The 25800-nt window shown below is 63.4% G+C and carries 22 protein-coding genes; 10 read left to right on the top strand and 12 right to left on the bottom strand.

The genetic code is table 11. The features are described from left to right. On the bottom strand, positions 1-2337 hold the full coding sequence (locus BLW08_RS19710; protein ID WP_091327473.1) for a transglycosylase domain-containing protein: 2337 nt from the start codon (positions 2335-2337) through the stop codon (positions 1-3). Here BLW08_RS19710 and BLW08_RS19715 point away from each other — a divergent pair. The 3 genes from BLW08_RS19715 to BLW08_RS19725 are packed head-to-tail and all read left to right on the top strand — an operon-like array spanning position 2336 to position 3959. After that, positions 2336-2491 (top strand): Sp36 family protein, encoded by a 156-nt coding sequence (locus tag BLW08_RS19715; protein ID WP_011775990.1) that lies wholly within the window; start codon positions 2336-2338, stop codon positions 2489-2491. The two genes, BLW08_RS19710 and BLW08_RS19715, sit on opposite strands and share 2 nt — an antisense overlap. Positions 2492-2493: 2 nt before the next feature. Next, a complete protein-coding gene (locus BLW08_RS19720; protein WP_090816630.1) occupies positions 2494-3030 on the top strand; it encodes a RidA family protein in 537 nt (178 codons plus the stop codon). A gap of 17 nt (positions 3031-3047) precedes the next feature. Further along, positions 3048-3959, top strand: a complete 912-nt coding sequence (locus tag BLW08_RS19725; protein WP_090816633.1) for an NUDIX hydrolase — start codon at positions 3048-3050, stop codon at positions 3957-3959. Positions 3960-4073: 114 nt separating this feature from the next. On the opposite strand, the gene BLW08_RS19730 is transcribed toward BLW08_RS19725, so the two are convergent. Beyond that, positions 4074-4751: a Crp/Fnr family transcriptional regulator gene (locus tag BLW08_RS19730; protein ID WP_011775987.1), complete on the bottom strand. Its 678-nt coding sequence runs from the start codon at positions 4749-4751 to the stop codon at positions 4074-4076. 235 nt (positions 4752-4986) lie between these two features. On the opposite strand from BLW08_RS19730, the gene BLW08_RS19735 reads away from it, so the two are divergent. Together BLW08_RS19735 and aroQ are read left to right on the top strand one after the other, a co-directional pair. Further along, complete coding sequence (locus tag BLW08_RS19735) at positions 4987-6171, top strand: MarP family serine protease (protein WP_090816636.1); 1185 nt, start codon at positions 4987-4989, stop codon at positions 6169-6171. A gap of 193 nt (positions 6172-6364) precedes the next feature. Further along, positions 6365-6829 carry a type II 3-dehydroquinate dehydratase gene (aroQ, locus tag BLW08_RS19740; RefSeq protein ID WP_090816639.1) on the top strand — a complete coding sequence of 155 codons (465 nt, stop codon included), beginning with the start codon at positions 6365-6367 and terminating at the stop codon, positions 6827-6829. A 140-nt stretch (positions 6830-6969) separates the two neighbouring features. Here aroQ and BLW08_RS19745 read toward each other — a convergent pair whose 3' ends face one another. From BLW08_RS19745 to BLW08_RS19760, 4 genes are all read right to left on the bottom strand, one after another. After that, a complete protein-coding gene (locus tag BLW08_RS19745) occupies positions 6970-9141 on the bottom strand; it encodes an alpha-galactosidase (RefSeq protein ID WP_091327476.1) in 2172 nt (723 codons plus the stop codon). Positions 9142-9242: 101 nt separating this feature from the next. Beyond that, a complete protein-coding gene (locus BLW08_RS19750; RefSeq protein ID WP_090816645.1) occupies positions 9243-10583 on the bottom strand; it encodes an ABC transporter substrate-binding protein in 1341 nt (446 codons plus the stop codon). Between the two features lie 26 nt (positions 10584-10609). Beyond that, complete coding sequence (locus tag BLW08_RS19755; RefSeq protein ID WP_090816648.1) at positions 10610-11521, bottom strand: carbohydrate ABC transporter permease; 912 nt, start codon at positions 11519-11521, stop codon at positions 10610-10612. A 25-nt stretch (positions 11522-11546) separates the two neighbouring features. Beyond that, positions 11547-12422, bottom strand: a complete 876-nt coding sequence (locus BLW08_RS19760) for a carbohydrate ABC transporter permease (protein WP_090818984.1) — start codon at positions 12420-12422, stop codon at positions 11547-11549. 302 nt (positions 12423-12724) lie between these two features. Here BLW08_RS19760 and BLW08_RS19765 point away from each other — a divergent pair, with 302 nt between their 5' ends. Together BLW08_RS19765 and BLW08_RS19770 are read left to right on the top strand one after the other, a co-directional pair. Next, on the top strand, positions 12725-13924 hold the full coding sequence (locus BLW08_RS19765) for a Gfo/Idh/MocA family protein (protein WP_091327478.1): 1200 nt from the start codon (positions 12725-12727) through the stop codon (positions 13922-13924). Between the two features lie 14 nt (positions 13925-13938). Further along, positions 13939-14958 carry a LacI family DNA-binding transcriptional regulator gene (locus BLW08_RS19770; RefSeq protein ID WP_091327480.1) on the top strand — a complete coding sequence of 340 codons (1020 nt, stop codon included), beginning with the start codon at positions 13939-13941 and terminating at the stop codon, positions 14956-14958. Positions 14959-15105: 147 nt separating this feature from the next. Here BLW08_RS19770 and BLW08_RS19775 read toward each other — a convergent pair whose 3' ends face one another. The 4 genes from BLW08_RS19775 to acs form a co-directional block, all read right to left on the bottom strand. After that, positions 15106-16476, bottom strand: coding sequence for an FtsX-like permease family protein (locus BLW08_RS19775; protein ID WP_254779984.1), 1371 nt, complete (start codon positions 16474-16476; stop codon positions 15106-15108). Then, positions 16469-17215 carry an ABC transporter ATP-binding protein gene (locus BLW08_RS19780; protein WP_090816657.1) on the bottom strand — a complete coding sequence of 249 codons (747 nt, stop codon included), beginning with the start codon at positions 17213-17215 and terminating at the stop codon, positions 16469-16471. The genes BLW08_RS19775 and BLW08_RS19780 overlap by 8 nt, the downstream gene beginning before the upstream one ends. A gap of 87 nt (positions 17216-17302) precedes the next feature. After that, entirely contained in the window at positions 17303-18091 is a 789-nt protein-coding gene (locus BLW08_RS19785; RefSeq protein ID WP_090816660.1) for a DeoR/GlpR family DNA-binding transcription regulator, read from the bottom strand. A 189-nt stretch (positions 18092-18280) separates the two neighbouring features. Continuing rightward, positions 18281-20326, bottom strand: a complete 2046-nt coding sequence (acs, locus tag BLW08_RS19790; protein WP_091327641.1) for an acetate--CoA ligase — start codon at positions 20324-20326, stop codon at positions 18281-18283. A 474-nt stretch (positions 20327-20800) separates the two neighbouring features. Between acs and BLW08_RS19795 the strand changes: the two genes are divergently transcribed. The 3 genes from BLW08_RS19795 to BLW08_RS19805 are packed head-to-tail and all read left to right on the top strand — an operon-like array spanning position 20801 to position 23696. Next, a complete protein-coding gene (locus tag BLW08_RS19795) occupies positions 20801-22180 on the top strand; it encodes a hypothetical protein (RefSeq protein ID WP_091327483.1) in 1380 nt (459 codons plus the stop codon). Positions 22181-22191: 11 nt separating this feature from the next. Next, entirely contained in the window at positions 22192-22986 is a 795-nt protein-coding gene (nth, locus tag BLW08_RS19800; RefSeq protein WP_090816666.1) for an endonuclease III, read from the top strand. Next, positions 22983-23696, top strand: coding sequence for an NUDIX hydrolase (locus tag BLW08_RS19805; RefSeq protein ID WP_091327484.1), 714 nt, complete (start codon positions 22983-22985; stop codon positions 23694-23696). Before nth ends, BLW08_RS19805 begins: the two co-directional genes overlap by 4 nt. A gap of 3 nt (positions 23697-23699) precedes the next feature. Here BLW08_RS19805 and BLW08_RS19810 read toward each other — a convergent pair whose 3' ends face one another. Further along, entirely contained in the window at positions 23700-23900 is a 201-nt protein-coding gene (locus BLW08_RS19810) for a YegP family protein (protein ID WP_091327487.1), read from the bottom strand. A gap of 174 nt (positions 23901-24074) precedes the next feature. After that, positions 24075-25766: a bifunctional 3'-5' exonuclease/DNA polymerase gene (locus tag BLW08_RS19815; protein WP_090816675.1), complete on the bottom strand. Its 1692-nt coding sequence runs from the start codon at positions 25764-25766 to the stop codon at positions 24075-24077. Between the last annotated feature and the right edge of the window lie 34 nt (positions 25767-25800).

Genomic DNA, 25800 nt, shown 5'->3' on the forward strand with positions numbered 1-25800 from the left:
TTAGTCCTTATCGTTGTTGCCGTTGCCGTTATTGCCATTGTTTCCATTGCCGCTGTTGCCGGTGGACGGCGCCGGGTTCTGCGTGGTGGGAGCCGGCGTGGTGTTCCGTTGCGGGGCTGCCGTACCCAGCAGGTTGGACGGCGGCTGCTGGAACGGGTTTGTCCCGTAGGCCGGCGCAACTGACAGCATGTAGTTGGTGAACTGCGGACCGGCAATCATGTAACCGTCAATGGACTGGTAGAACTTGCCGTTGACAGTCAGGTTGCGGCCGGGCCGGAGCTGATCACCGAGCGGGTCACCGAACCAGGACGCTGTCGCCAAACCCGTGGTGTAGCCAACAACCCACGTGGAACCGTTGGAGTCGTTGGTACCGGTCTTCGCGGCGACCGGGAAGTTATTCCGGGTGGACAGCGCCGGGCGGATCAATGAACCCGAGCCTGCGTTCAGTACTTCCTGCATGGCATACGCGACACCCCGGGCAACTTCGGGCTTTACCGCATCCTTGCAGTTGGAGGACTGGGCGGGCAGCTCAGCGCCCGACTGGTCCTTGACCGATGTGATGGCAATCGGCTCGCAGTACTTGCCGTCAGCGGCGAAGGTGGCGAAAGCAGCAGCCATGGTCAGCGGGGCAGTCTGGGTGGCGCCGATCAGGTTGGACAACGTGGTCATGGTGACCTTGGGGTTCGGATCAGTGACCTTGCCCGTTTCGTCGCGGACCGGGAGTCCGCCGTGGATACCGGTGGCATCAACGATCCCCTGGATGCCACAGAGGTCCACCTGGGATGCCGAAGCAAACGTCGCGGTGTTGATGGAGTTCATGAGGCCGTACAAGACGGTCATGTTTCGGTAGTAACCCTCATCAGAGTTCTGGAGGTCGAAACTTCCTGGCACGCTCTTGTCGTAGAAACCATTTACCGGAGTGGGGCAGGTATTGCGCCACGGGAAATTCTGTTGATACGTCCGCCGGGAAGCGTTGATGGTGGTGTTCATTGACTTGCCCTCGTTCAGCCACTGGGCGAACGTGAACGGTTTCATCGTTGAGCCCGGCTGGAAGCCACCAATGCCGTTGAGGTCATTGCCATTGGCGTCGAGCACATCGACATTGAAGTTCTGGGTCTGATCGAACTTGCCCTCTTGAGGGAGCCACACGGTGTTCTGGGCCATGCTGACGATCTGGCCTGTACCCGGCTGGACAGACGTGATGGACGCGCCCCACTTGTCCGGATTGGCACCCGCCGTGGCATCAACCTGCTGCTGGGCAACGGTCTGGGCGGTCGGATCGAGAGTGGTCTGGATGGTGAGGCCGCCACGCTGGACGCGCTTGATGCGCTCTTCCGTGGTGTCGCCATACGCCGGGTTGTTGAAAAGAAGGTGCAGGACGTAGTCGCAGAAGTACGGAGCCATGGTGGCGTAGGCACAACCCTGACGGGCCGGCGTGACCTTCGTGGTGACCGGGGTAGCTACGGCTTCGTCGTACTCAGCCTGGGTAATCTTGCCCTGGTTTACCATGGCTGCGAGGACAAGGTCGCGGCGCTTCTGCGCGTTGTCCGGGTTCGCAATGGGATCGAAAGCCGAAGGGCTGTTCACCAGCCCGGCCAGGAGGGCAGCCTGCGGAAGCGTCAGGTCCTTCGCCGTGGTGCTGAAGAAGAACTTGGATGCGGCTTCGATTCCGTAAGCGTCACGGTTGAAGAACACGATGTTGAGGTAGCCCTCAAGGATCTGCTCCTTGGAGAACTTCTTTTCCAAGGCGATGGCAAGCTTCATTTCGCGGAGCTTGTCGCCCACGCCCTTGCCGCCACCGTTGAGCTTGACATCTTCTTCCCTGTCAGCAGCCACCAGTGACTCGTTGATGACGTTGTTGACGTACTGCTGCGTAATGGTGGAAGCGCCCTGCTTGTTTCCGCGGGCGGTGCTCACGATGGCTCGCATGATGCCGGTGGTGTCAATGCCGCCGTGCTCGTAGAAACGGCTGTCTTCGATCGCGATGACAGCGTCCTTGATGAAGGGGCTCATCGAATCCAGCGGAACCTTGGTCCGGTTCTCCGCATAGATCGAGGCGATCGGCGAACCGTCCTTCGCCAGGATCGTTGTGTTCTGACTGGGCGGATCCACCTGGAGTTCCGCCGGCAGAGTGTCAAAGAACTGGATTGAACCACTGGCGGCACTGCCCGAAACGGCGGCCGCGGGGACCAAAAGGCCCGCCACGAGGACGCCACAAATCGCGCTCACACCAAGGAAGCCTAGAATCTTTCCGAGGGTGGTGGCAGTGTCGAATAGTGGGTTCTTGCGAGTCACCATGTTTTCCACTTTACCGGCAAGGGCTAGGCTTTCTGTCATGACCAAATGGGAGTACGCCACGATTCCGCTCATTATTCACGCCACGAAGCAGATCCTGGACCAGTGGGGCGAAGACGGCTGGGAGCTTGTCCAGGTCGTCGGTGGCCCCGATGGCAAAGGCCTTGTTGCATACCTGAAGAGGGAGAAGCAGTAACCATGACCACCCCCGCAGAAACCACGTCTCCCGCGGAATCCGGCGCCCCCACATCAGCTGTGGAGCAGCGCTTGGCTGAGCTCGGGCTGACCCTCCCTGAGGTCGCCGCGCCGGTGGCTGACTACGTGCCGGCCATCGTGTCCGGCAACTACGTTTACACGTCCGGACAGTTGCCTTTTATTAACGGCAAACTCGAAGCTACGGGCAAGGTCTCCCTCGGCGAATTGGGCACCTCCGACGAGCCCACCGTTGATCCCGAGGACGCCAAGCGCTACGCCGCGATCTGCGCCATCAACGCCCTCGCCGCAGTCAAGAGCGTCATTGGCGATCTGGACCGCGTCACCCGCATCGTGAAAGTTGTCGGTTTCGTCTCCTCTGAACCCACCTTCACCGGCCAGCCCGGCGTCATCAACGGTGCATCCGAACTCCTCGGCCAGGTCTTTGGCGACGCCGGCAAGCACGCACGCTCCGCCGTCGGCGTTTCTGTCCTGCCGCTCGACTCTCCTGTTGAAGTCGAGCTCATTGCTGAATTCAGCTAAGGAACCGGTTCACCCAATTGCCGCAGCTTGCCCGCCGCCTGTTTGTACTGCCCCCCGAACTCGAAGGGGCAGCACGGAACTGGCTTGAGCTCGGCGAGCGGACCCCCAGGGCCGCCCGCTATGCATCATCCGTAGTTCTTTTGCGCGACTCGCCCACCGGTTTGGAAACCTGGCTTGGCTACAGGCCAGGTTCCTCGCCGTTGGGCGTTGTCGCGTTCCCGGGCGGTTCCCTGGAAGCGTCCGACGACGACCCCGTAGGTTGGTTGGGCCCGTCGCCCCAGCAGTGGGCCGAGCACATGGGAACAGACGACGTCGGACTTGCCCGCCGCCACGTGGTGGGTGCCATCCGCGAACTCTTCGAAGAAACCGGAGTCCTGCTCGCCGGCCCCGATGCGACATCCACTGTTGAGTCGAACTCCACGGTGGATTGGATGCGCGCCCGTGAAGCCGTGGCCGCACAGGAGAAGTCCTTCACGGAGATGCTCTCCAAGCGTGGCCTCTCCCTCCGCACTGACCTTCTGAAGCCCCTGGTTAACTGGCTCAGCCCGGACTTTGCGCACACCCGTTTCAACACGCGATACTTCGCCGCGACAGTCCCGGTGAACCAGCAGCCCAGCATCCTCGGAAGCAAAGGCGTGTGGGGCCGCTGGGTGACCGCAGCGGAAGCCATCGCCCTCCGGGACACCCCGGCGCTCGGCGACGAGGTAGCCCAACAAAACACCGTCGGACTCACCCTGGGGCAACTCCTGGTTCCCGGCTCCGAAATCATGCTCGAAAAAATGGCTGCTTCCAACGGTTGCATCGCCTACCTGAGCTACAAGCGGAAAGCGCACGTGTACCAGGCGAAACTCATTGACGAGGGCGGAATCCTCATGCTCGAGGTCGAAGCTGCCAGGACCGTAGCGGGCGAGCCGCAGCGGGAGCGCTGAGCGGGATCGCTCTCTCACCGATCGTCGGTTGTGGGGGATCGCTCTCTCACCGATGAAGGCATGGAACGCAAAAAAGCCGCCCCGGTTTGCCGGGGCGGCTTTTCTGTTGGCTGTTTAGCGCGAACGCTGGCGGAGGCGCTGCATGTCCAGGATGACCACGGCACGGGCTTCCAGGCGGAGCCATCCGCGCTGAACGAACTCGGCCAGTGCCTTGTTCACGGTTTCGCGGGAAGCGCCCACCAGTTGGGCCAGTTCTTCCTGCGTCAGTTCGTGGGCAACCAGGACGCCGTCGGTAGCCGGACGACCGAAGCGGTCTGCCAGGTCCAGAAGAGCCTTGGCAACACGGCCCGGAACGTCCGAGAAGACGAGGTCAGACAGTGAATCGTTGGTGCGGCGGAGGCGGCGGGCCAGGGCCTGCAGCAGCTGCGCCGAAACCTCGGGGCGCGTGCGGAGCAGCGCGTTGAGGCTTTCGTTCTTGAGGCCGGCCAGGCGGGTCTCCGAGACGGCGGTGGCCGTGGCGGTGCGCGGGCTGGGGTCGAACAGGGCCATCTCGCCGAAGAGCTCACCCGGGCCGAGGATGGCCAGCAGGGACTCGCGGCCATCGGGGGAGGTGCGGCCGAGCTTCACCTTGCCGGAAACGATGAAGTAGAGCTGGTCACCCTGGTCGCCTTCGCGGAACACCGATGCCCCACGTGAGAGGTCCACCTCGGTGAGTTCGTCCGTCAGCAAGCGGAATGCGTCGTCGTCAAGGGTGGCGAAGAGGGGCGCGCGGCGCAATACCTCGATGTCCATGAAATCTCCTGAATATAAGTTTCGGTCGTGGCGCTCCAGCCATTGTTTCAGAATTTTTGGGCTTCTGTGACGTACTTGGCACGTGAAACGCTGAAACGACGCGGGTTTAAGGCGATCCAAGGCCTGTTGGCGGTCCTCAAACGGGTATTAAGCAGCTCCGGATCGTGACCGGACTAACGGTTTGCTGTCAGGGTCAACATCTAGAATTGGCGCTACCCGGCTATGAGGAGCATTGGTGTTTGGCTTGACGATATTGGATTTGGCATTGATCTTGATGCTGCTGTCCTACCTGATCTATGGCCTGCGCAACGGCTTTATGGTCACATTGGGTGGAATTGCCGGATTTGTGGTCGGAGCCATCGCGGCTTTCGTCGCCGTTCCCTTGGTCAGCGGTTGGGTGACCGACAGCGGCTGGAGGCTGACCGCCACGGTGGGCGCCGCCGTCGTGCTTATCGCCCTGGGCCATGGGCTGGGAACCATGATCGGACGCAAAATCCGCCACGCTGTGCGGATCAAGCCGCTGCACGCGGTGGACAGGCTGATCGGCGGCGTGGTGAGCGTGGTGGTGGCTGCGCTGGTGATGTCCATGCTGGCGTTCAGCATCAGTTCGCTGGGTGTGCCGTTTGTTTCGCAGCAGTTGGCCGAGTCCCGTGTGATCCGCTATATCGACAACATCACGCCCACGCCCGTCAAGAGCACAATGGCGCAGCTGCGGTCCACTGTGATTGGTGGAGGAATTCCCCAGCTCATCGAGGGCATCGGACCCGTGACGCCTGTGCCCGTACCCAACGAGTCGACCGATACTCCGGCGTTGAACCAAGCTGCCGAATCGGTCCTCAAAATTGCCGGAACCGCATTCGAATGTGGCCAGAACCAGACGGGCTCCGGATTCGTGGTCTCACCCGGGCGCGTCGTCACCAATGCCCACGTCGTGGCGGGCGTGTCGCAGCCTGTTGTGGAAGTTCCCGACGGCGGTGCGTTGCCGGGTCGGGTTGTCTACTTCGACTCCCAGCGGGACATCGCAGTTTTGGCCGTGGATGGCCTGCAGTCCAGCCCGCTTCCCCTCAGCGCCGACCTCCCGGCCGGGAGTCCGGCCGCGTTCGCCGGGTACCCGCACGGCGGTCCGTTCCAGTCGAAACCGGCCAGCGTGCAGGGAATTTCAACCATCCTGGTTCCGGACATTTATGGCAATAACCCGTCGCCGGAATTGGTTTACAAGCTGGCTGGTGACGTCCAGCCGGGCAACTCCGGTGGCCCGCTGCTGACCATGCAGGGAGAAGTGGCCGGCTTGATCTTCGCGAAGACCACCACCGATGCCGCCCTTGGCTTTGCCCTGACCATGGCGGACCTGGAGCCCGTCGCCGCGCAGGCTCCCGGCCTCAGCAGTCCGGTCTCGGCCGGTCAGTGCACCCGCAAGTAACGAACCCTCTCTCACCTTTGGGGGTGTTTGGGGAGACCCTCTCTCACCTTTGGGGGTATTTGGGGAGACCCTCTCTCACCTTTGGGGGTGTTTCGGGGGACCCTCTCTCACATAGTGAGTGTTTTGCGCCGATGCTCTCTCACCTTTTGGGCGTGATTCCCGGACGCCCGGCTGCAGCTATAGATTGGGAGCCATGACTGAAGCCACCCCCGCCACCGAAGCTGGTCGCGGCACCATTCTTGTGATCAACGGCCCCAACTTGAACCTGCTGGGTACACGTGAGCCCGAAAAGTACGGCACGTCCACGTTGGCCGATGTTGAGCAACTGGCCATGACCGCGGCAGTTGCCCATGGATTTACTGTGGACTGCGTTCAGTCCAACCACGAAGGAGATCTCCTCGACGCCATCCATGCAGCCCGAGGTACCGCCGTCGGGATTGTGATCAACGCCGGAGCCTACACACATACGTCGGTGGCTCTTCGCGACGCCTTGGCCGCCGTGCAGCTGCCCGCCGTCGAGGTTCACATCACCAACGTTCACCAGCGTGAAGAGTTTCGCCATCACTCGTACCTGTCGGGCGTCTGCACGGCGATCATCGTTGGAGCGGGAGTGCTCGGCTACAAATTGGCCATCGACTACCTGGCTGACGCGCTTTAAAGTGGCAGAGCGTTCCAGGGAGACCCTCGGAAGGTGAGAGAGGGTCTCCCGAAACGCGCCGGAAGGTGAGAGAGGGTCTCCCGAAACGCGCCGGAAGGTGAGAGAGGGTCTCCCGAAACGCGCCGGAAGGTGAGAGAGGGTCAGAGGGCAGTGAACCGCAGCACGATGGCGTGTTCCGGATGCATGACAGGCATTGGGAGCCCCACTTCGCCCAGGAACCGACCCGTTGCTGTGGCGCCGTTACCCAACCACGGCGCGGGCTTGGCTTCGATGAACGTGTGCCCGTAGTCGGCGTCTCCCGGCGACGGGAAGATCGCCTCCACCCGATAGGAACGGGACGGATCCAGTCCGGGAATTGCCACCCGTCCTACGTGCTCGGCAAACCCTGTGCGCGTCTTGACCACAGCGAAAAGTGCAGCCGTGGCACCTGCGGGCGTGCCGCCGTCGTGAGTGTCCGCCACAACGCCGTGCACCATCAGTGACTCGTCCGCCACATCGGCGCGGACCATTCGTCCACTGTGGATCAGACCGCGGTGTTCCTTGTACAAGGCGATGAAGCGCTTGAGTTCCTCCCGCTGGGCCCCCTTCACGGAGCGGACGTCCCACTCCATGCCGAAATGACCGAATAAGGCCGTGATGGCCCGGAACGAAAGATCGTGCGTGCGGGCGGTTGTGTGTGACGTGGTGGGACCGATGTGCCCACCCACCAGTTCCGGCGGAACAACCATGCCGGTCCAGCGCTGAATGGTCTGACGCTCCAGAGCATCATTGCAGTCCGACGCCCATACACGGTCGGTCCGCTCGAGGATGCCGAGGTCCACCCGTCCGCCCCCTGAGGAGCAGCTCTCGATCTCAACGCCCGGGTGTGCCGTGCGGAGCGCATCGAAAAGCCTGTAGGCGGCCAGGGTTTGCTCATGGACCGAAGCGCGACCGGCGTGACCATGCTCCAGAAGGTCGCGGTTCTGGTCCCATTTGAGGTAGCTGATGTTGTTTTCACGCAGGACGGCGTCGATGCGCTCGTAAACGTAGTTCCAGGCCTCCGGATTGACGAGGTCGATCACGTGCTGCTGCCGCCATTCCAAGGGCAGGCGGCCACCGTCCTTGTGCGAAACAGCAGAAGGTCCCACGATCCATTCGGGATGCGCCCGGGCAATGTCGGAGTCAAGGTTAATCATTTCCGGCTCCACCCACAGCCCGAACTCCATGCCGCGTGATGTCACGGCGTTGATGAGCGGTGTCAGGCCGGTGGGCCAGACGGTCTGGTCCACGAACCAGTCGCCCAACCCGGCGTGATCGTCACGGCGCCCGCGGAACCAGCCGTCGTCCAGCACGAAACGTTCAACGCCCAGCTCCGCGGCGGACTCGGCCAGTTCGGTCAGGGTTTCCAGATTGTGGTCAAAATAGACCGCTTCCCAGGTGTTGAGGACCACTGGGCGAGGCGTGCTGATGTGGTGCGGGCGCGCACGGAACCAGCTGTAAAACGCCTCGGTGATGCCATCCAGGCCGCGGTCGGAGTATGCCGCGAACAGCGCAGGAGTGGTGTAGCTGCCACCGGGTTGAAGCACCACCTCGGCGGGTCCCAGGAGTTCGGAGCCGCCGATCATGGTTCGCCCGTCCGCAACATTGTCCGCGAATTGCTCGTGGTTCCCGCTCCACGCCAGGTGGGTGGCCCAGACCTTGCCGTGACGGTTGCCAAAGCCTGCGGTGCCTGCGGCCAGCAGGAGAGAGGAGTCGTGTCCGGTGCGGCCATGGCGGCCGGTGCGGACCCAGGTTCCCTGCTGGATGGCGCGCCGTTGCGGGTGGCGTTCGCGGCACCAGCGGCCGGTGAGGTCCAAAAGTTCGACGGCGTCCGGCGCCACCGGGAGCATCGTTGCCAACTCGTCCAGTTGGAAAGGGGACGTACCGTCGTTGGTGGCCGTGTGCCGCAGTTCCAGGAGCCCGCCCGGGTGCAAGGTGAGGTTGCTGGTCACCGTGATGCCGGCGTCGGGATCCGACTGAAGCACGACGGCGGTGGTGCCGTCCGTCGTCGCACTCACCACGCGCAGGCGTACTGAGAAATCGAAGCCGGGTACGCCGTCGGTGAAGCGGTGGCCGCGAAGCCCGGAGCGGCCCTGCCATGACGACGATGCCTGCGGGAGAAGTCCGGCGGGGACGTTGGCGTCGATGGAAGACGGTCCGATGGGTTCGTTGAGGATGGCGAGGTCCGGGAGGGTGTCGCCCAGGTCGGCTCCCCAGTGGGATATCTCAGCCTCGCCGCGGTGTGTGCTGATCACCAGGCTGGTACCTGCGGAACGGAGATGGAGCGGGTGCATTGATGTGAGTCGCTTTCAGCTGGGTGGAGGTAGTTGTGGGGCCTGCTCTGCGTGCTTCGCGAAGGAAATGGCGCGCAGAGCAGGCCCCGCAACGGGAGGATCTACTTGAAGAGGTTGTTCACTTGGTCGTTGGCTTCGGTCAACGAGGAGGCAGGCTTCTTGCCGGAGATGACAGCATCCATGGCAGGCTTCATGATGCCGTCAACTTTGGCCGCCTTGTCAGCGATCGGGAAGAGGAACGTGGTTCCGTCCTTCACATGGGTGGTGAAGGCGGATACATCAGTGCCCTTGTCCGCAAAGGCCTTGGCAGCGATCTCGGAGGAGCTGGCGATGGCCGGGAACACTACAGCCTTGCTGGCAACCACGTCCTGGCATGCTGTGGAGCCCAGGTATTCAACCCACTTGACGCTGGCTCCGGGGTTCTTGGTGCCCGCCCAGATGGAATCGGCCAGGCCGTTGAACATGGAAGCGCGCTTGCCATCAGGGCCCTTGGGGGTGGGAGCGAAGGCCGTTTCGATGCCCTTGTAGGTCTGGTATTGCCCGATCAGCCAGTCCCCGTTGGTGTTGATGGCTGCCTTCCCGGCGCCGAAGCTGTCCGGCATGCTCGCACCCACCGTGGTTTCGAGCTTGGGCATGTAGCCCTTGTCCACCAGTCCGGCCCACCAAGCGATGGTCTCCTGGAAGCGGGGGTCGTCGTAGTTGAACTTGCTGCCCCACGGGTTCTTGTCAGTGGCGGTCCAGCCGGTGGTTGCCGTGAGGAAGCTCCACTCTGTCTGGCCCTGGCCCGAGCCGCTGCCCGTCAGACCCAGTCCGTAGGTGGCTACGTTGTTCTTGTCGAACCCGGCTTCGTCGCCCCGCTTGCCGTTCTTGTCCACGGTCAGGTGCGCGATGGTCTTCTCGTAGCTGCCGCCGTCTTTGGGATTCCAATCCAAAGTGGCCATCTGGTCCGCGGAGATCCCGGCGGCGTCCGTCATGGCCTTGTTGTAGAACAGTCCCACGGTGTCCCAGTCCTTCGGAAGGCCGTAGCGCTTGCCGTCCTGACCCACCCACAGCTCAGGGAGCCCCTTGGTGTACGCGTCCAGTTTGATGCCGTCCTTCTCCACGGCCTCGTCCAGGGACAGCAGCTGCTTCTTGGCGGCATACTCCGGGTACTTGGACAGGTGGTTGGTGAACACGTCCGGGGCGGTGCCGGCCACGAAGCCATTGGTCAGGGTGGTCCAGTAGTCGTCCCAGCCGCGCTGGGTGATCTTGACCTTGATATCCGGGTTGGCCTTGGTGAAGTCGTTGGCGCATTGCTGGTAGGCGGGGAGCTGGTTGGCGTCCCACAGCCAGTAGTTGATTTCTCCCTTTGCTTCCGACGATGCGGGAGAGGAGCCGCCACAGGCGGACAGGGTGAGGGCGATGGCGGCGGCAGCAGCGGCGACGCCGAGGGTTTTCTTCATAACGAACCTTTCACAGGGGGTGCGGGTTACTTGATTCCGGAGAATCCGATGGAGTTGACTACCTTCTTGCCGAAGGCGATGAACAGCAGGAAGATCGGGAGCGCGGCCACCAGTGTTCCGGCCATGAGCCCGGACCAATCCAGGGCGCCCTGCGGGGACTGGGACTTGAAGACGCTGAGGCCAACGGTGAGTACGCGGACGTTCTCGTCCTGGCCCACCAGCAGCGGCCAGAAGTACTCGTTCCACTGACCGATGAAGGTCAGCAGCACCAGCGTGGCGATGGGGGCTGCGGCGTTGGGAAGCACAATCTGGAAGAAGATGCGCAGGTGCTTGGCGCCGTCGAGCATTGCCGCTTCCTCAACCTCGCGGGACATGCTCAGGAAGAACTGGCGCAGGAAGAAGATGGCGAAGGGCGTCATGAACAGGAAGGGCAATGACATTCCGGCCATGGTGTTCAGTAGCCCGAGGTTCTTGATCATGAGGAAGTTGGGCAACGCCGTGAAGATCGGCGGGACCATCATGGTGGTCAGGAAGATTGCGAACACTTTGTTCCGGCCCGGCCAGCGCAACCGTGAAAAGGCGTAGGCGGCCATCGCACTGAAGAACACTTGGCCGGCTGTGGTGATGCTGGCGAAGATCACCGAGTTCCGGAGGTAGAGCCAAAAGTTGATCGCTGCGCCGGATCCGCCGTCAGCGATCGCTTCTTCGGTGGTCTGCAGGCCCAGGACGCGTTTGAAAGCGCCCCAGCTGAAGTCAGCCGGGAGGAGGTTTCCCGCGTTGGAGGCCAGCGCACTGTTACTGGACAGCGCCGTCCGCAGCATCCACAGGAACGGGGCAATGGTCACGGCGAGGGCGACGGCGACCAGCGCCCAGGCGCCGATGCGTCGCCAGTTGAGCGGCTTCTTGCGGTTGTTTCGAGGCAGGGTTGACGTAGTCATGGCAGTTCCTTAGTCCTTATCCGGCCTAGTCCAGGTCCGATTCATTGCCCTTGAGGAACTTCATTTGCACGAAGGCCACCAGGGCGAGAATGACGAACAGGATCACGGACAGGGCGGAGGCGTAGCCGAAATCGGATTCGCCGAAGGCTTTCTGGTAGATGTACATCTGGATCACGCGGGAGGCGTTGACGGGGCCGCCGTTGGTGGTCACGGCCACGGTGTCAAAGACCTGGAAGGAGCCGATCACGGTGACCACCAGTACGAGAACCAACACGGGGCGGAGCAGCGGCATGGTGACGCTCCAGAACGTCCGTGCCGGGGACGCGCCGTCGAGGTTTGCTACCTCGTAGAGGTGGTTGGGAATGGATTGAAGGCCGGCGAAGATCAGCAGGGCCGTGTAGCCCATGTGCCGCCAGACGTTCACGAAGGCGATGGTGGGGATGGCCCACTGCTCGCTGCCGAAGAAGGCGACGCGGGGGAGTCCCACCCAGCTCATCACTTCGTTGACGATGCCCAGCTGGTAGTCCAGCATCCAGAACCAGAGCAGGGCGACGATGACGTTGGCCACCAGGAACGGAAGCAGCAGAGCTCCGCGGATGAAGGTGGACTTGGCCACCCTGTGCATCAGCAAGGCCAGCCCAAGGGCGATGACTGTCTGAAAACCGATGTTGAGCGCTACGTACTGGAGGGTGACGCCCATGGCGTTCCAGAAGAGTTCGTCGGCGAAGATCGCGGTGTAGTTCTTGATCCCGATCCAGGTGGGTTCACCAAGGATGCTGTATTCGGTGAAGCTGAGGTAAATGCCACGAATGGTGGGGACCAGGAAAAACGCCACGAAGCCGATGAGGGCCGGGAAGATGAAGAAGAGGGCGATTTTCAGGTCGCCGAGGCGGCTGGTCATGCTGCGTTTGGCGGGTTGGTTTTTGTGTCCGTGATTCTTCCGTGGGCGTTCCGGTGCGCTCCCCGGGTGCTTGGTTAGCGTGGTCATCATCGACCCTTTCCTGACTGTGATGTGAGTAACAATCTGGATAGGAATCTACACGAGTAGATTTGGATAACGCAATAGCTTCCGGGATATTTTGAGTCGAAATGTTCATTTCTGTTCTAACAGTTGACTCGTGTAGATCACGGTGGAAGACTCAGGTGGATCCCGTGAGGGCCATCACAACCAGCCGCCGGCGTGCGGCCTCAGGAAGGTAGACAATGACGTTTTCGATCGGCGTCGTGGGTGTCGGGCAGTTCGGCGGCCACTTTGCCCACTTGTTCAAGCTCCACCCCGGTGTCAGCGCGGTTTACGCCGTTGACGAGCTCCCCGAACGCGCCGCAACGGCACAGGAACGCTGGGGCCTTGATGGTGTGATGGGCAGCTTTGAGGACCTGTTGGAGTCCGACGTCGATGCTGTCGCCATCTTCACGCAGCGCTGGACTCACGGCCCCCTGGTAGAGCGGGCCTTGCGTGCTGGAAAGCACGTCTACTCAGCGGTGCCCATGGCCATATCCGAAGAGGAAATAGCCCGCATCATAGAGGCCGTCCGCGAGACGAAACTGGTCTACGCGATGGGGGAGACCAGCTATTACAACCCCGCCACGGTCTTCGCCCGCCAGCAGCACCAGGCAGGAAAATTCGGGCGGATCTTCTACACCGAAGGCGACTATGTCCACGACATGGACCTCGGCTTCTACGAGGCATACCAGTACAGCGGGGGAGAGCGCTGGAAGGAAACCGCGAGCTACCCTCCCATGCTTTATCCGACGCACGCAATCGGTGGCGTGCTGGGCGCAGTGCCTGGGCACGCTGTCAGCGTGAGCTGCATCGGCGTCAAGGATCACCGGGGCGACGGCGTCTTTGACAAGGACGTCAGCATGTTCGCCAACGACTTCTCCAACGCCACGGCACTGTTCGAAATGAACGACGGCGGTGCGATGCGCACCAATGAGATGCGCCGCGTCGGGTACCCCTCGCATATCCGGGAATCACGCTTCCGCTTCTTCGGCACCGAGGCCAGCTTTGAGCAACTTGCCACCACCACCGTGTGGCAGGACAAGGCCACCGTTGAAGACGTCTCGGAGCAGATGGAAACCAAACCGAGTATGTCAGCGGATGACCCCTCCTTGGCTGACGTAGCGCCGGAACTGCGCGATGCCTTCATCTCAGGCCTGGCGCCGGTGCATGATCAGTCCCGCTTGCCGCAGGAATTCCTCGGGGCGCCCAACGGACACGAAGGCAGCCACCAGTTCCTGGTGGACGATTTTGTCACCGCTGTGAACAACCGCACGCTCCCGCCGGTCAACGCCTGGGTGGCGGCGCGGTTTACTCTGCCCGGAATCATCGCCCACGAGTCTGCGCTTCGCGGCGGTGAGCGTCTTTCCATCCGCGACTTCGGTGATGCTCCCGTGGAGTAGCTAGCATTTACCTCATGACAACTTCGGCGGTACAAACCTCGCGCGGCCCGGTTACACGCAAAGACGTGGCCCGGTACGCCGGGGTGAGTACCGCCGTCGTGAGTTATGTGGTGAACGGTGGGCCCAAGAACGTGGCCCCGGCAACGGAAGCCAAAGTGCGCGATGCCATCCGTATCCTGGGATACCGCCCCAATGCTGCGGCGCGGGCACTGAAACTGGGCTCCAGCGAGACCATTGGTGTTGTGGTGCCGGACAACACCAATCCGTTCTTCACCCATCTGGCGCACGCAGTGGAAGAGGCGGCCTCGGAATTGGGCTACGGGATGGTGCTCACCAACTCGGATGGAAGCCTGACCCGTGAGCGCAAGAACATCCGCACCCTGGCTGCGCGGCAGGTGGACGGAGTGTTCCTGGCCAGTTGCGTCTTCGACCCCGATGTCACCGAGCTGGAAGCCTCGGAAATCCCGTCTGTTCTCCTGAACAACGCAGGATCGCCCCCGGGTTTCGCCAGTGTGGGCGTGGATCTGGAGTCCGGAGCGCGGGCAGCCGTGGAGCACCTGATCGGCCATGGTCACACGAACATCGGGCTGGCGATCGGCACCAATACCGGCAATCAACTTGACGGCCGTGAAGTGGGATGGATGGGTTCGCTGCGCGACGCCGGCTTGCCCGACGGTCCCATGCTGCACAGCCCCTTCACCCGTCCCGGCGGGTACGAGGTAGGCAAACGCTTCCTCTCCATGGCCAACCCACCCACCGCGATCTTCGCCAGCAACGACATGCAGGCCATCGGCATCCTCCGGGCCCTCCACGAGGCCGGCGTTCGCGTCCCGGAAGACATGGCGTTGGTGTCCTTTGATGGTTCGCTGGACGCCGAATACAGCTGGCCCGCCCTGACCACGGTGGCGCAACCGGTCCAGGCAATGGCTCAGGCTGCCGTGCGGGCACTTGTCGGGAAGGGCCGCGGGGAGGACCTGCAACACCAGATCCTGCCTACCGAGCTGATCATCCGTCAGTCCTGCGGCTGCCCCTAGCACGCTCTCTCACCGATGTGCCGGTTTGGGGTGACGCTCTCTCACCGATGTGCCGGTTTGGGGTGACGCTCTCTCACCCTTCTCCCGGCCGGTGAGAGAGCGTTGGGCGGGAGGGGTCGTTTGGTGAGAGAGCGTTGGGCGGGAGGGTTACGAGTCCATGCTGGCGTAGCGCTCCGGCCTGGCGAGCACCTGGCCAATCTGTGCGGTGCCCGCAGCGACGGCCAGCCGGACCAACAGGAAGCCTGCCGCGAACACTGCGCCGATAGTCAGGAACACTATGGGCCGGGTCAACAGCACGGCACCAGTCAGCGGGAGGACCAGCACAGCAGCTGCCGCCGCCGAGATTCCAGCCACCAGGAAGAGCGGCGACATTACGGCCTTGACCCTCGCCGCCACCATCAGTTTGCGGGGCATTCCAACCCGGTCCAACGCCACCAGCATTGAAGCGCGGTCCAGCACGGCCGCGGCTTGGTTCACCCCTGCCGAACACGCCACCATCAGGAACGAGCCAAGCAGCGTGATCATCACACCGGTGTTGATGTCCCGGACCAGCAGCGCGGTCTCATCCCCGGCGCTGCCACCCATGGTGTCGGCCACTGCCATGCCCACCCCAACGAAGACTCCCACGAAGCTGGTCATCGCGACGCCCCCAACTTGCCGCCACGATTCCTTGGGACTCTCCAGTACTGTCCGTGCTGCCAGCAGTTGCTCGGGTTTCCTGGCCCGCTTGAGCTGCGAGGACGCCCGCAACCGCAGGATCCAAGGACCCATGAGGTTCAACGCCAGCAGAGCAAGCCCGAAGCAACCGCCCATCACGGCGATGATCACAATGAACGCCCCAAAGCTGCTGAGCATCCCCATCGCCACCACTCCGATGACCACCACCACAGCCGCGATGAGTCCGCGAACCCAGTGAGCGCCGTCGGCCGCTTGCCTGGTTCTGACGCCCAGCGGGGTGACCACAACCTTGCGAAGCCCCAGCGCGGCACTCGCCGCAGCAAGGACACAGACGGCCAGCACGCAGCCGAGGATGGAGGGCACGGACAACCACGCGTGGCTCCCTATCGCCTGGCCCCGGAACTGGATGAGCCCCAGGAACGGCGCTGCGCAGGCGTAAAGTCCCGCGCCTGCCACCGCACCGACGGCCGCCAGAACGGTGGATTCAATGACGGTCATCCAGACGACTGTCGCGCTGTTGGCACCCAGCAGGCGCAAGGACGCCAAACGGTCATCACGACGGCGGGCCGCGAGCCGGGCGGCCGAGGCACCAAGCGTCAGCAGCGGGATGATCAGCAGGACCATCGCGACGACGGCCAAGGCTTGGTAAGTGCCTGCGATGTCGTCAGACCAGGACCAAAACACCTGCGACCCACCAGCCACCGTGAGCAGCAGCGCGGTGACCGTCCCGAAAGCCAGGATGGGCAACCCGGCGTCCCGAAGACCGGTTTCGCGAAAGCTGCTCCCGTTGCTTCGTGCCAGGTAGGGGGTGAGGCGAAGGGCCATGGAGAGACTAGACATTGAAGGCACCCTTGAAGTTGGTGGCGGGAGCGGGCCGAACAGGAGAGCCAACTGCGCTGCCGTTGTCCGCTACGATCCGGCCGTCACGCAGTTCCACGACGCGTTGGCAGCGGGCTGCGACGTTGGGATCATGGGTGACCACCAGAAGCGTCCTGCCATTTGCGGCCACAGAGCGAAGCAGCACGTCCAAGACTTCGTTGGAGGTGGCCGAATCCAAGGCACCCGTGGGCTCGTCGGCGAAAACCACGCGGGCCCCGGTGACTTGGGCGCGGGCGATGGCGACGCGCTGGACCTGCCCCCCGGACAGTTCTCCCAGCCGCCGTTGTTCCATCCCGGCCAAGCCGAGGGCCCCAAGCCACTCCGCTGCCCTGGACTCCGAAGTGGCCCGGTCTGTGCCGTTCAGCATGAGCGCCAAAGCAACGTTCTCCACTGCCGTAAGTTCGGGCAGCAGCATGCCCTGCTGGAAGACGAAGCCGAATTCCTCACGCCGCAGCCGGGACAGCGCAGCATCTCCCAAGGTGTCCAGCCGCAGAGGCGACGAGGGAGTGTTCAAGGTGACGGTACCGGCGTCGGGCCTCAAAATTCCGGCGAGGCAGTGCAAGAGGGTGGTCTTACCGGAACCTGATGGGCCGACGATCGCAATGGATTCGCCGGCGCTGGCCAGGAAGTCGACGTGATCCAGGGCAATGCTGCCTGGATAGTGCTTGGTGAGCTGCTGGGCGTGGAGGATGGCGTTCATATATCCAGCATCCCCAAACCGCCCCTGCCGCGGCGTCAGTCCGCTGGTTGAACTCTGCGGACCGGGCTCCACCCAAGGTATGAGAGTTTACGCCTCCGCGATCCTCAGCTTGGCAACATTCTCGGCCAGCACGCGGCGGGCATCCTCACCCAGGAGCGAATCCGTGATGAGTTCGTCGGCCTCTTCCAGCTGCGCGATCGAGGCGATTCCCACCACTCCCCACTTGCTGTGGTCAGCCAGGATCACTGTGCTCCGGGCGGACGTCATGAAAGCGCGGTTGGTTTCGGCTTCCAGCAGGTTCGGGGTGGTGAACCCGGCGTGGGCATCCATGCCATGGACACCCAGGAACAGGACGTCCAGGTGGAGCTGTTTCAGCGAGGACGTGGCTATGGGGCCTACGAGGGCGTCCGACGGTGTCCGCTCGCCGCCGATCAGGATCACAGTGGACCCGAAGCGTGCCGGGCCGGAAGAGGCGCCGTGATGGAACAGGTCTGCGATGCGCACCGAGTTGGTGACCACGGTGATGCGCGGCCCGTTGACGAGTTCCTTCGCCAAAGCCCAGGTGGTGGTGCCGGCACCGAGTCCGATCGCCATGCCTTCCTGGACCAAGGACGCGGCTTCCACCGCGATGGCGTGCTTCTCCGCGGGCAGCTGTGTCGACTTGAGTTCGAAACCGGGCTCGTGGGTGCTCGCATCGCCGGGAATCTTGGCTCCGCCGTGAATGCGCTCAACACGGCCGGCTTCCTCGAGCGCTTCGATGTCGCGGCGCACGGTCATGGGCGAGACTCCCAGCAGTTGCGCGAGGTCCGAGACCCGCACCACGCGTTCGCGCTGGACTGCGTCGATGATGGCGGAGTGGCGTGCTGCCTGAAGCATCAGGGCCTTTCTGGGGAACCTCGTCAAACATGGGGCTGAGTCTGGCTCCAGTCTAGGGCTGGAGGCTTACGGAGCGCGGCAGGCCAAGCGCGGCGGCGTCACCCGTGCGTCACGTGGACGTCATGCAACCGATTAAACGCACGACGACGCCGCTCGCCTCGGGAGGTGAGCGGCGCCGTCGGGAATTGCTTACTTGCGGAGGGAATCCGCGATCTGCTGCATGATGCCGGGGTCGGCCAGGGTGGTGGCGTCGCCAGTGTCGCGGCCCTCGGCGATGTCCTTGAGGAGGCGTCGGACGATCTTGCCGGACCGGGTTTTGGGAAGTTCCGGCACGATCAGCAGCTGCTTGGGCTTGGCGATCGGTCCGATTTCCTTGCCCACGTGGTTGCGCAGTTCCAGGACGGTTTCGTCGCCGTTGTTCACGGCGTCGCCGCGGAGGATCACGAAGGCGACGATCGCCTGGCCGGTGGTGTCGTCAGCGGCGCCCACCACCGCGGCTTCAGCGACGGACGGGTGGCTGACGAGGGCGGATTCGATTTCCGTGGTGGAAAGGCGGTGTCCGGAGACGTTCATGACGTCGTCCACGCGGCCCAGGAGCCAGACGTCGCCGTCCTCGTCTTTCTTGGCGCCGTCGCCGGCAAAGTACATGGCCTCAAAACGGGACCAGTAGGTGTCCTTGAAGCGTTCCGGGTCGCCCCAGATGCCGCGGAGCATGGAGGGCCAGGGTTCGCGGACCACCAGGTAGCCGCCTTCGCCGTTGGCGACGGACTCGCCGGCCTCGTCCACGACGTCCACGGCGATGCCGGGCAGCGGGACCTGGGCGGAGCCGGGCTTGGTGGAGGTGACACCCGGCAGTGGGGCGATCATCTGGGCACCGGTTTCGGTCTGCCACCAGGTGTCCACGATCGGTGCGGGGTGTTCCTTCTTTTCGCCGTTCTTGCCGGCATTGGCGCCGATGACGTCGCGGTACCACATCCACGCTTCGGGGTTGATGGATTCGCCCACCGAGCCGAGCACACGGATGGAGGAAAGATCGTACTTGTCCGGGATGTCCCGGCCCCACTTCATGAACGTCCGGATCGCGGTGGGGGCGGTGTAGAGGATGGAGACCTTGTACTTCTCCACAATTTCCCACCAGCGGCCCTGGTGCGGGGAGTCCGGGGTGCCTTCGTACATGACCTGGGTGGCGCCGTTGATGAGCGGCGCGTACGCGACGTAGGAGTGGCCGGTGACCCATCCGACGTCGGCGGTGCACCAGTACACGTCCGTTTCGGGGTGGAGGTCGAACACGGCCTTGTGCGTGTAAGCGCCCTGGGTGAGGTAGCCGCCGGTGGTGTGCAGAATTCCCTTGGGCTTCCCGGTGGTGCCGGAGGTGTAGAGGATGAACAGCGGGTGCTCGGAGTCATGCCCGACGGCGGTGTGCTCGGTATCTGCCTTGTCTACAGTGTCGCTCCACCAAAGGTCGCGGCCTTCCACCCAGTTGACGTCCTCGCCGTTGCGCTTGACCACCACCACGTTCTGGACGGTGTGACCCTCGTTGCTCAGGGCTTCGTCCACCGCCGGCTTCAGGGCGCTGGGCTTGCCACGGCGGTAGGTGCCGTCGGCGGTGACCACGAGCTTGGCTTCTGCGTCCTCAATCCGGGAGCGCAGGGCGTCGGCGGAGAAGCCGCCGAACACCACCGAGTGCACGGCCCCGATCCGGGCGCAGGCAAGGAGCGTGATGACGGCCTCAGGGATCATGGGCAGGTACACGGCCACGCGGTCGCCCTTGGCTACACCGAGTGACTCGAAGGCGTTCGCGGCCTTCTTGACCTCTTCGGTCAGCTGCGCGTACGTGTAGGTGCGCGTGTCGCCGGGCTCGCCCTCGAAGTAGATGGCGACGCGATCGCCCAGGCCGTTCTCCACGTGGCGGTCCAGGGCGTTGTACGCAGCGTTGACCTCGCCGCCCACGAACCACTTGGCGAACGGCGGGTTGGACCAATCAAGGGCTTCGGTGAAGTCCTTGTCCCAGGTGAGCAGTTCACGGGCCTGCTTGGCCCAGAATGCGGGACGGTCCGCTTCTGCCTCTTGATAGGCGTCCGCACTGGTCACGGCGCCGGCGGCAAACTCTGCCGAGGGCGCGAACTTACGGTTCTCGTGGAGGAGGTTTTCAAGCGCCTCGACGTGTGGTGCCTGACCGTTGTGAGCCGTTGAAGCTGCAGCGGTGGCCGTGGATCCGGTGGTGTCCTGGGACATGGTGAACCTCATCATTCATCGATCTTTGCTGCGCGGATCCTGCCATCAGGTCCACCCCTCACGCCTTCTTCGAGCGTCGAGCGGGACCAGCTGGAGGTCCGCAGAGTGCTGTCCGCCATCAACACTATCGCTTTGAGAGGTCCTACGTGTGCGTGGTCACAAATGCGGCAGTGAGCGGCGCGGATTTAGCGCCGAATGGCGGTTTGGGTGGTGGGGAACCGCTTACATGACGACGACGACGGCCCTTCACTTGCCGCCGATGGTCCGCATCCCCTTGGCCCCTTTCTGTAAGGGACCTTGGAGTTTGCTGTGGGCGAAGCCGTATGGCCGTTTTCAGCTAGAACCCTGTCAGTGGGGTGGCATAGGCTGAATAAGTCTTGGGACGCATCGTCAGGTGTGTCCGGTACTCCGCGGAATCCTGCGGTGATCACCGGTCCGGACTGTCCAAGGCGCCGCCGTACGAAGGAGAAATAGATGAACCAGCTGAGCCCAGGCCCGCACGACTCACAACCGACGGGACCGGACACCACGGCTGGCACGGCCACCCCTCACGACGGTGGCACCACGGCGGGTAATGCGCCGAACACTTCCGGTACTTCCGGGAAGAACGCCACCAGTGCACACGATGCCGCCAAGTACGACGCCGTTGCGGGGCCTTTCACCATCCGGGACCTCACGGTCTTTGGTTCCACGCTCCTGATGTTCATCGCGTCCCTGCTGCCGATGTTCGGGGAACGCTACAACCTCTGGAATCTCGGAAGCCTGTTCTTCCTCCTTCTGGGCATCATCCTGCCGGTGGTTGTGGTGGCGCTCTTCGTTGCCCGCCGGTTGCAGCCCGGCACCATCGTCAGGATAGGTTCTCTGTCCGTTGACCAATTCGCGTCCGTGACGGCGTCTTTCGCCTTCCCCTTGTTCTTCCTCACCATCGCCAACTCGTTCAATGGCGGCGTGCTGTTGGGGTTGCTCGGCTCTGTGGGCCTCTTGGCCGCGACGGTGCTGGCACCGCATCTTCCATGGCTCTCCGCCGACTTCAAGGGGCGTGCTGAAACGCCGGCCCACGTTGTGGCCCGCGAAGCCGCAGTCCCCAGCCGCAAGCCAGCCGCTCCCAAGGCGCCCAAGGCTCCGAAAGCACCTAAAGCTGGTGCCGCTGATTCCACCCCTGGCTTCCAAGGATCCGCTGCCGGTTATCAGGCACCGGCAGGCCCTGCTGCTTCTTCCTCTTCGGTTACCGGAGTGCCGTCCGGTGCTTCTACCGGTTCAAGCCCCTTTGCCCCGCCAGCCTCTTACGGAACCACGCCGCCGCAGGCACCCCAGGCACCCGCCGTCGTGGGTTCACCTGACACCAAGCAGGCTCAATCCGGTGTCCCCGCAACTGCGGCTACAGCTGCTCCGGTTGCACCCCGGAAGGAGGAACCGGTGAAGAGCGCGGATGCTGAAAAATCCCCGGCCGCGGCTGCCGGGCCTGCCACTACGCAGCACTCAACCCAGGCTCCCAAGGAACCGGCCGCGCAGCAGCCTGCAGCGCAGCAACCGGCCGCCCAGCAGCCGTGGGCTGCCACCATGGCCACGCCCATTGTTTCTGGTGACACCCGCAAGGTGAGCGATTCCATCGGAGCCACCGTGGACCCCGCCAGCCGGCCGGACGAATCCGATGCACCGGCGTATGAGGCGTTCTGGTTCGCCGTCGCCCAGCCCCGGACTGCCTACGACGAACAAACCGGCGCTCCGTCCTTCACCATCGAACCCGGCGGTTGGGTGCTCGCTTTGGAGGACCGTGGACACGAATTCCTGGTCCAGGATACTGACGGCAAGGTTGGGGTCCTCCGGGAGCTCAGCAACATCGAACGCGGCTAAGCAGGGACATCGTGGCCATCGCTGAAGCTGGTTCGTTGCTCGCACTCAAACGCCGGGCCCGCAAGATCAACAGGGTTCTTGCGGAGAAGTATCCGTATGCGCACGCCGAGTTGGATTTCCGGAACCCGTTTGAGCTTGTGGTGGCCACGGTGCTCTCTGCGCAGACCACGGATGTACTGGTCAACCAGGTCACCAAGATCCTCTTCGCCCGCTATCCGGATGCGCGGTCGTTGGCTGAGGCAGACCCCGTGGAGCTTGAGGCCATTCTCCAGCCCACGGGCTTTTTCCGGGCCAAGGCCAGGAACGTGTTGGCCCTCAGCACCCGGCTGGTGGATGAGTACGACGGCGAGGTCCCAGGACGGCTCGAGGACCTGGTGACGCTCCCGGGCGTCGGTCGCAAGACCGCCAATGTAGTCCTGGGAAACGCGTTCGGTGTTCCCGGCATTACCGTGGACACCCACTTCGGACGGCTGGCCCGGCGCTTCGGGTGGACGGCTTCGGATGATCCCGTGAAGATCGAGTTCGATGTTGCGGAACTGTTCGAACCGAGGGACTGGACCATGCTTTCCCACCGCGTGGTGTTTCATGGACGCAGGGTTTGCCACTCCCGGAAGCCGGCCTGTGGTGCGTGCCCGGTTGCGAGCCTTTGCCCCAGTTACGGCGACGGCGAGACGGATCCCGTCAAGGCAGCCAAGCTGCTGAAGTACGAGCTCGCCCCCGGCAATGAGGCATTGCTGGAGAAGTTATTGGCCGAGACGCATCGGGCCGCGGAGATCCGGATGGAATCGCAAAGGAGGCCCGGGTGACCGCGCTTGAGGAGTTGTCCGCACTGGTTACCCGTTTCGAGGCCGGCGAACAGCAGCACTCGGCCCTGTGGGCCCAACTCCCCGTCAGCCCGGAAACCAACAGGGCGGCCGCTGTCCTGATGCTCTTTGGTGTGCTGGACAATATTCCTGCCGAGTCGGGCCGACCCATCGCTCCTGCCGATCTTGATGTCCTGTTGCTTGAACGGGCGCACACCCTTGATGACCATCCGGGGCAGGTGGCTTTCCCGGGCGGTAGCGTGGACCCGGAAGACGAATCCGTTGTGGCAGCTGCGTTGCGTGAGGCAGTGGAAGAGACCGGGCTGGACGCAGCCGGCGTCCGGGTTCTTGGATCCATACCGGAGCTTGGCCTCATCCGCAGCAATTTCCGGGTGACGCCCGTGTTGGCCTGGTGGGATTCGCCGTCGCCGGTCCGGGTGGTGGATTATGCCGAATCTGCCCAGGTTTTCCGGGTTCCCGTGCGCGACCTCCTCGATCCGGTCAACCGCGTCACCGCCACCATTTCGCGCTTTGGGCGCACCTACTCCAGCCCTGGCTTCACCGTGAATGGCGTGCTGGTGTGGGGCTTTACCGGGATGGTCCTCAGCGGTCTCTTTGACGAACTCGGATGGACGGTTCCCTGGAACCGGGACAAGCTGCAGGACGTCGACCTTCAGTCGACCTCAGAAAAGGGGCGCCGGCAGGCCAGGTGAGGTTCACGCGGCCTTGCGTACCGCCGTCGAACGGTCCACGATCAGTCCTGTCGCAGCGTTCTCCCGCACGGCGTTGATACCGGCAATAACACCTTCGAGGTGTGCGAATGCGGGTGATTCCGCCACGACGGTTCCGTCCGCCGCGGTGAGCCGGAACCTGTATGTTTCTTCGTTGTCTTTCAGAATTTCGAACCTGCCAGCCATCGCTGCCCCCTATTTTTGATGCTTCCTTGCACACAAGTGCGGACCGGCAAACAATCCACACAGTGAAAGTATCCAGAACCGAGGGCGAACCAAAGTTACCAGGGGGTACTTGTCACGGACGGGTCATTCCGGCTCATATGGCGAGATATGACTGGATAGTCCGCAGTTTTGCTGCTATTTCGCCTTGTCATAAGAGTCGACGACGGCCACGCTCACCGGAAACTCCACCGGTATCCGCCCGAACATGAGTTCTTTCGCTGAAGCCGCAGAGTCTTCAATGGCCTGGATACAGGCGCCCACGGCGTCGTCGGGGGCATGGACCATCACTTCGTCGTGCAGGAAGAAGACGAGCTCCCCGGCCGGCGACCCTTCGGCACGCAAGGTGCGCAGTCGGCGTCGTAATTCGGCCAGCCAGCACGCCGCCCATTCCGCTGCCGAGCCCTGAACCACGAAGTTGCGGGTGAAGCGTCCACGGGACCGCGCCAGGTTGTCGGCCCGGCGCTGTTCCTCGGCGGTGGTGGACTGTTGGCTGCGCAGCCAACCGGCAGACGGCGGCGGGCTGCTTCTCCCGAGTCGGGTTGTCACCGTTCGGCCGGCTTCACCCTCACGGGCTGCCTGCTCCACGAAACCCACCGCGCGTGGATAAGTCCTTGTGAGCTGGGGCATCAACCTGCCCGATTCACCCGTTGTGGCGCCGTAAATGGCCCCCAGCAAGGCGATCTTCGCCTTTGCCCTGTCTCCGCCGAATCCTTGGGCTGCGATGCCTGCGTAGAGGTCCTTGTCACGAGCGGCCTCTGCCATCTTGGTGTCCTGGGCCAAGGCCACCAGGACCCTGGGCTCCAATTGTGAGGCATCGGCGACAATGAGTTTGTGTCCCGGATCGGCGTGGACAGCCGCGCGGATGTTGCGGGGAATCTGGAGTGCGCCGCCGCCACGGGAAGCCCAACGGCCGGAGACCACGCCGCCCACCACATACTCCGGGTGGAACCGCCCCTCCCGGACCCACGCGTCCAGCCACGCCCAGCCGTTGGCGGTGTGCAGGCGGGAAAGCTTCTTGTAGGCCAACAGGGGTTGGATGGCCGGGTGCTTGGATTCCTGGAGCTCCCATTGACGGGTACTTTTCACCTCGATGCCGTTCCGGTGCAGGGCCCGCATGAGGTCCTGTGGGGAGTCCGGGTTCAGGCTGGGGGAGTTCAGGATGTCGCGGAGTTCGGTGCAGAGAGCCTCCAAGGCAGGGGGACGGCGCCCCAGCGGGGGCCGGGGTCCCAGGACGTCTGCAAGGATCGCCTGATGCAGCTCTTCGCGCCACGGGACGCCGGCGTGTTGCATCTCGACGGCGATGATTGCGCACGCTGATTCCGCGGCCAGGAGTAGTTGAAGGCGTTGTCTACGCTGCCCGTCCAGTGGAACCTGGACCACCGCGTGCTGTTGGGCTGCAAATTCCTCTTTCAGCTCTGCCAGCCCGGCGTTGGTGTTTGACGGGGTCAGGTCCTCGAAGAGGGCGCCTTGGTCCGCTGGTGGCGGCGGGGGCTGGAGGACCCGGGGCGGTGCCGCGTCGTCGTCCTGGGTGAGCTTCACTGCGTGCTTGGCATAGTCAGTGTGCGCGGTGAACTCCGAGTGCGCCAGGATGGCACCGCACAGAGCGAGGTCGTGGCAACGCTCCAGCTCGATGCCGTGGGTCAGCAGTTCCGGATACCAGTCCTGGGCTCGATGCCACACCCAGCGGGGCCGCTGGGCTTCGAATTCACGCACGACGTCGGGCAGCTCACCGCGGGTGACCAGGCGCGCGTCAGCGGTGGCCTTTCCGGTAGGGGAGATCCTTTGTATGGCTGCGCCTTTCGGGTGGGCGGCAAGCAGCAAATACATGGACTCCATTCTGCCCTGTGTTCGGAGGGACAAT

The sequence above is a fragment of the Arthrobacter sp. cf158 genome, assembly GCF_900106835.1.
Classification (GTDB): Bacteria; Actinomycetota; Actinomycetes; order Actinomycetales; family Micrococcaceae; genus Arthrobacter.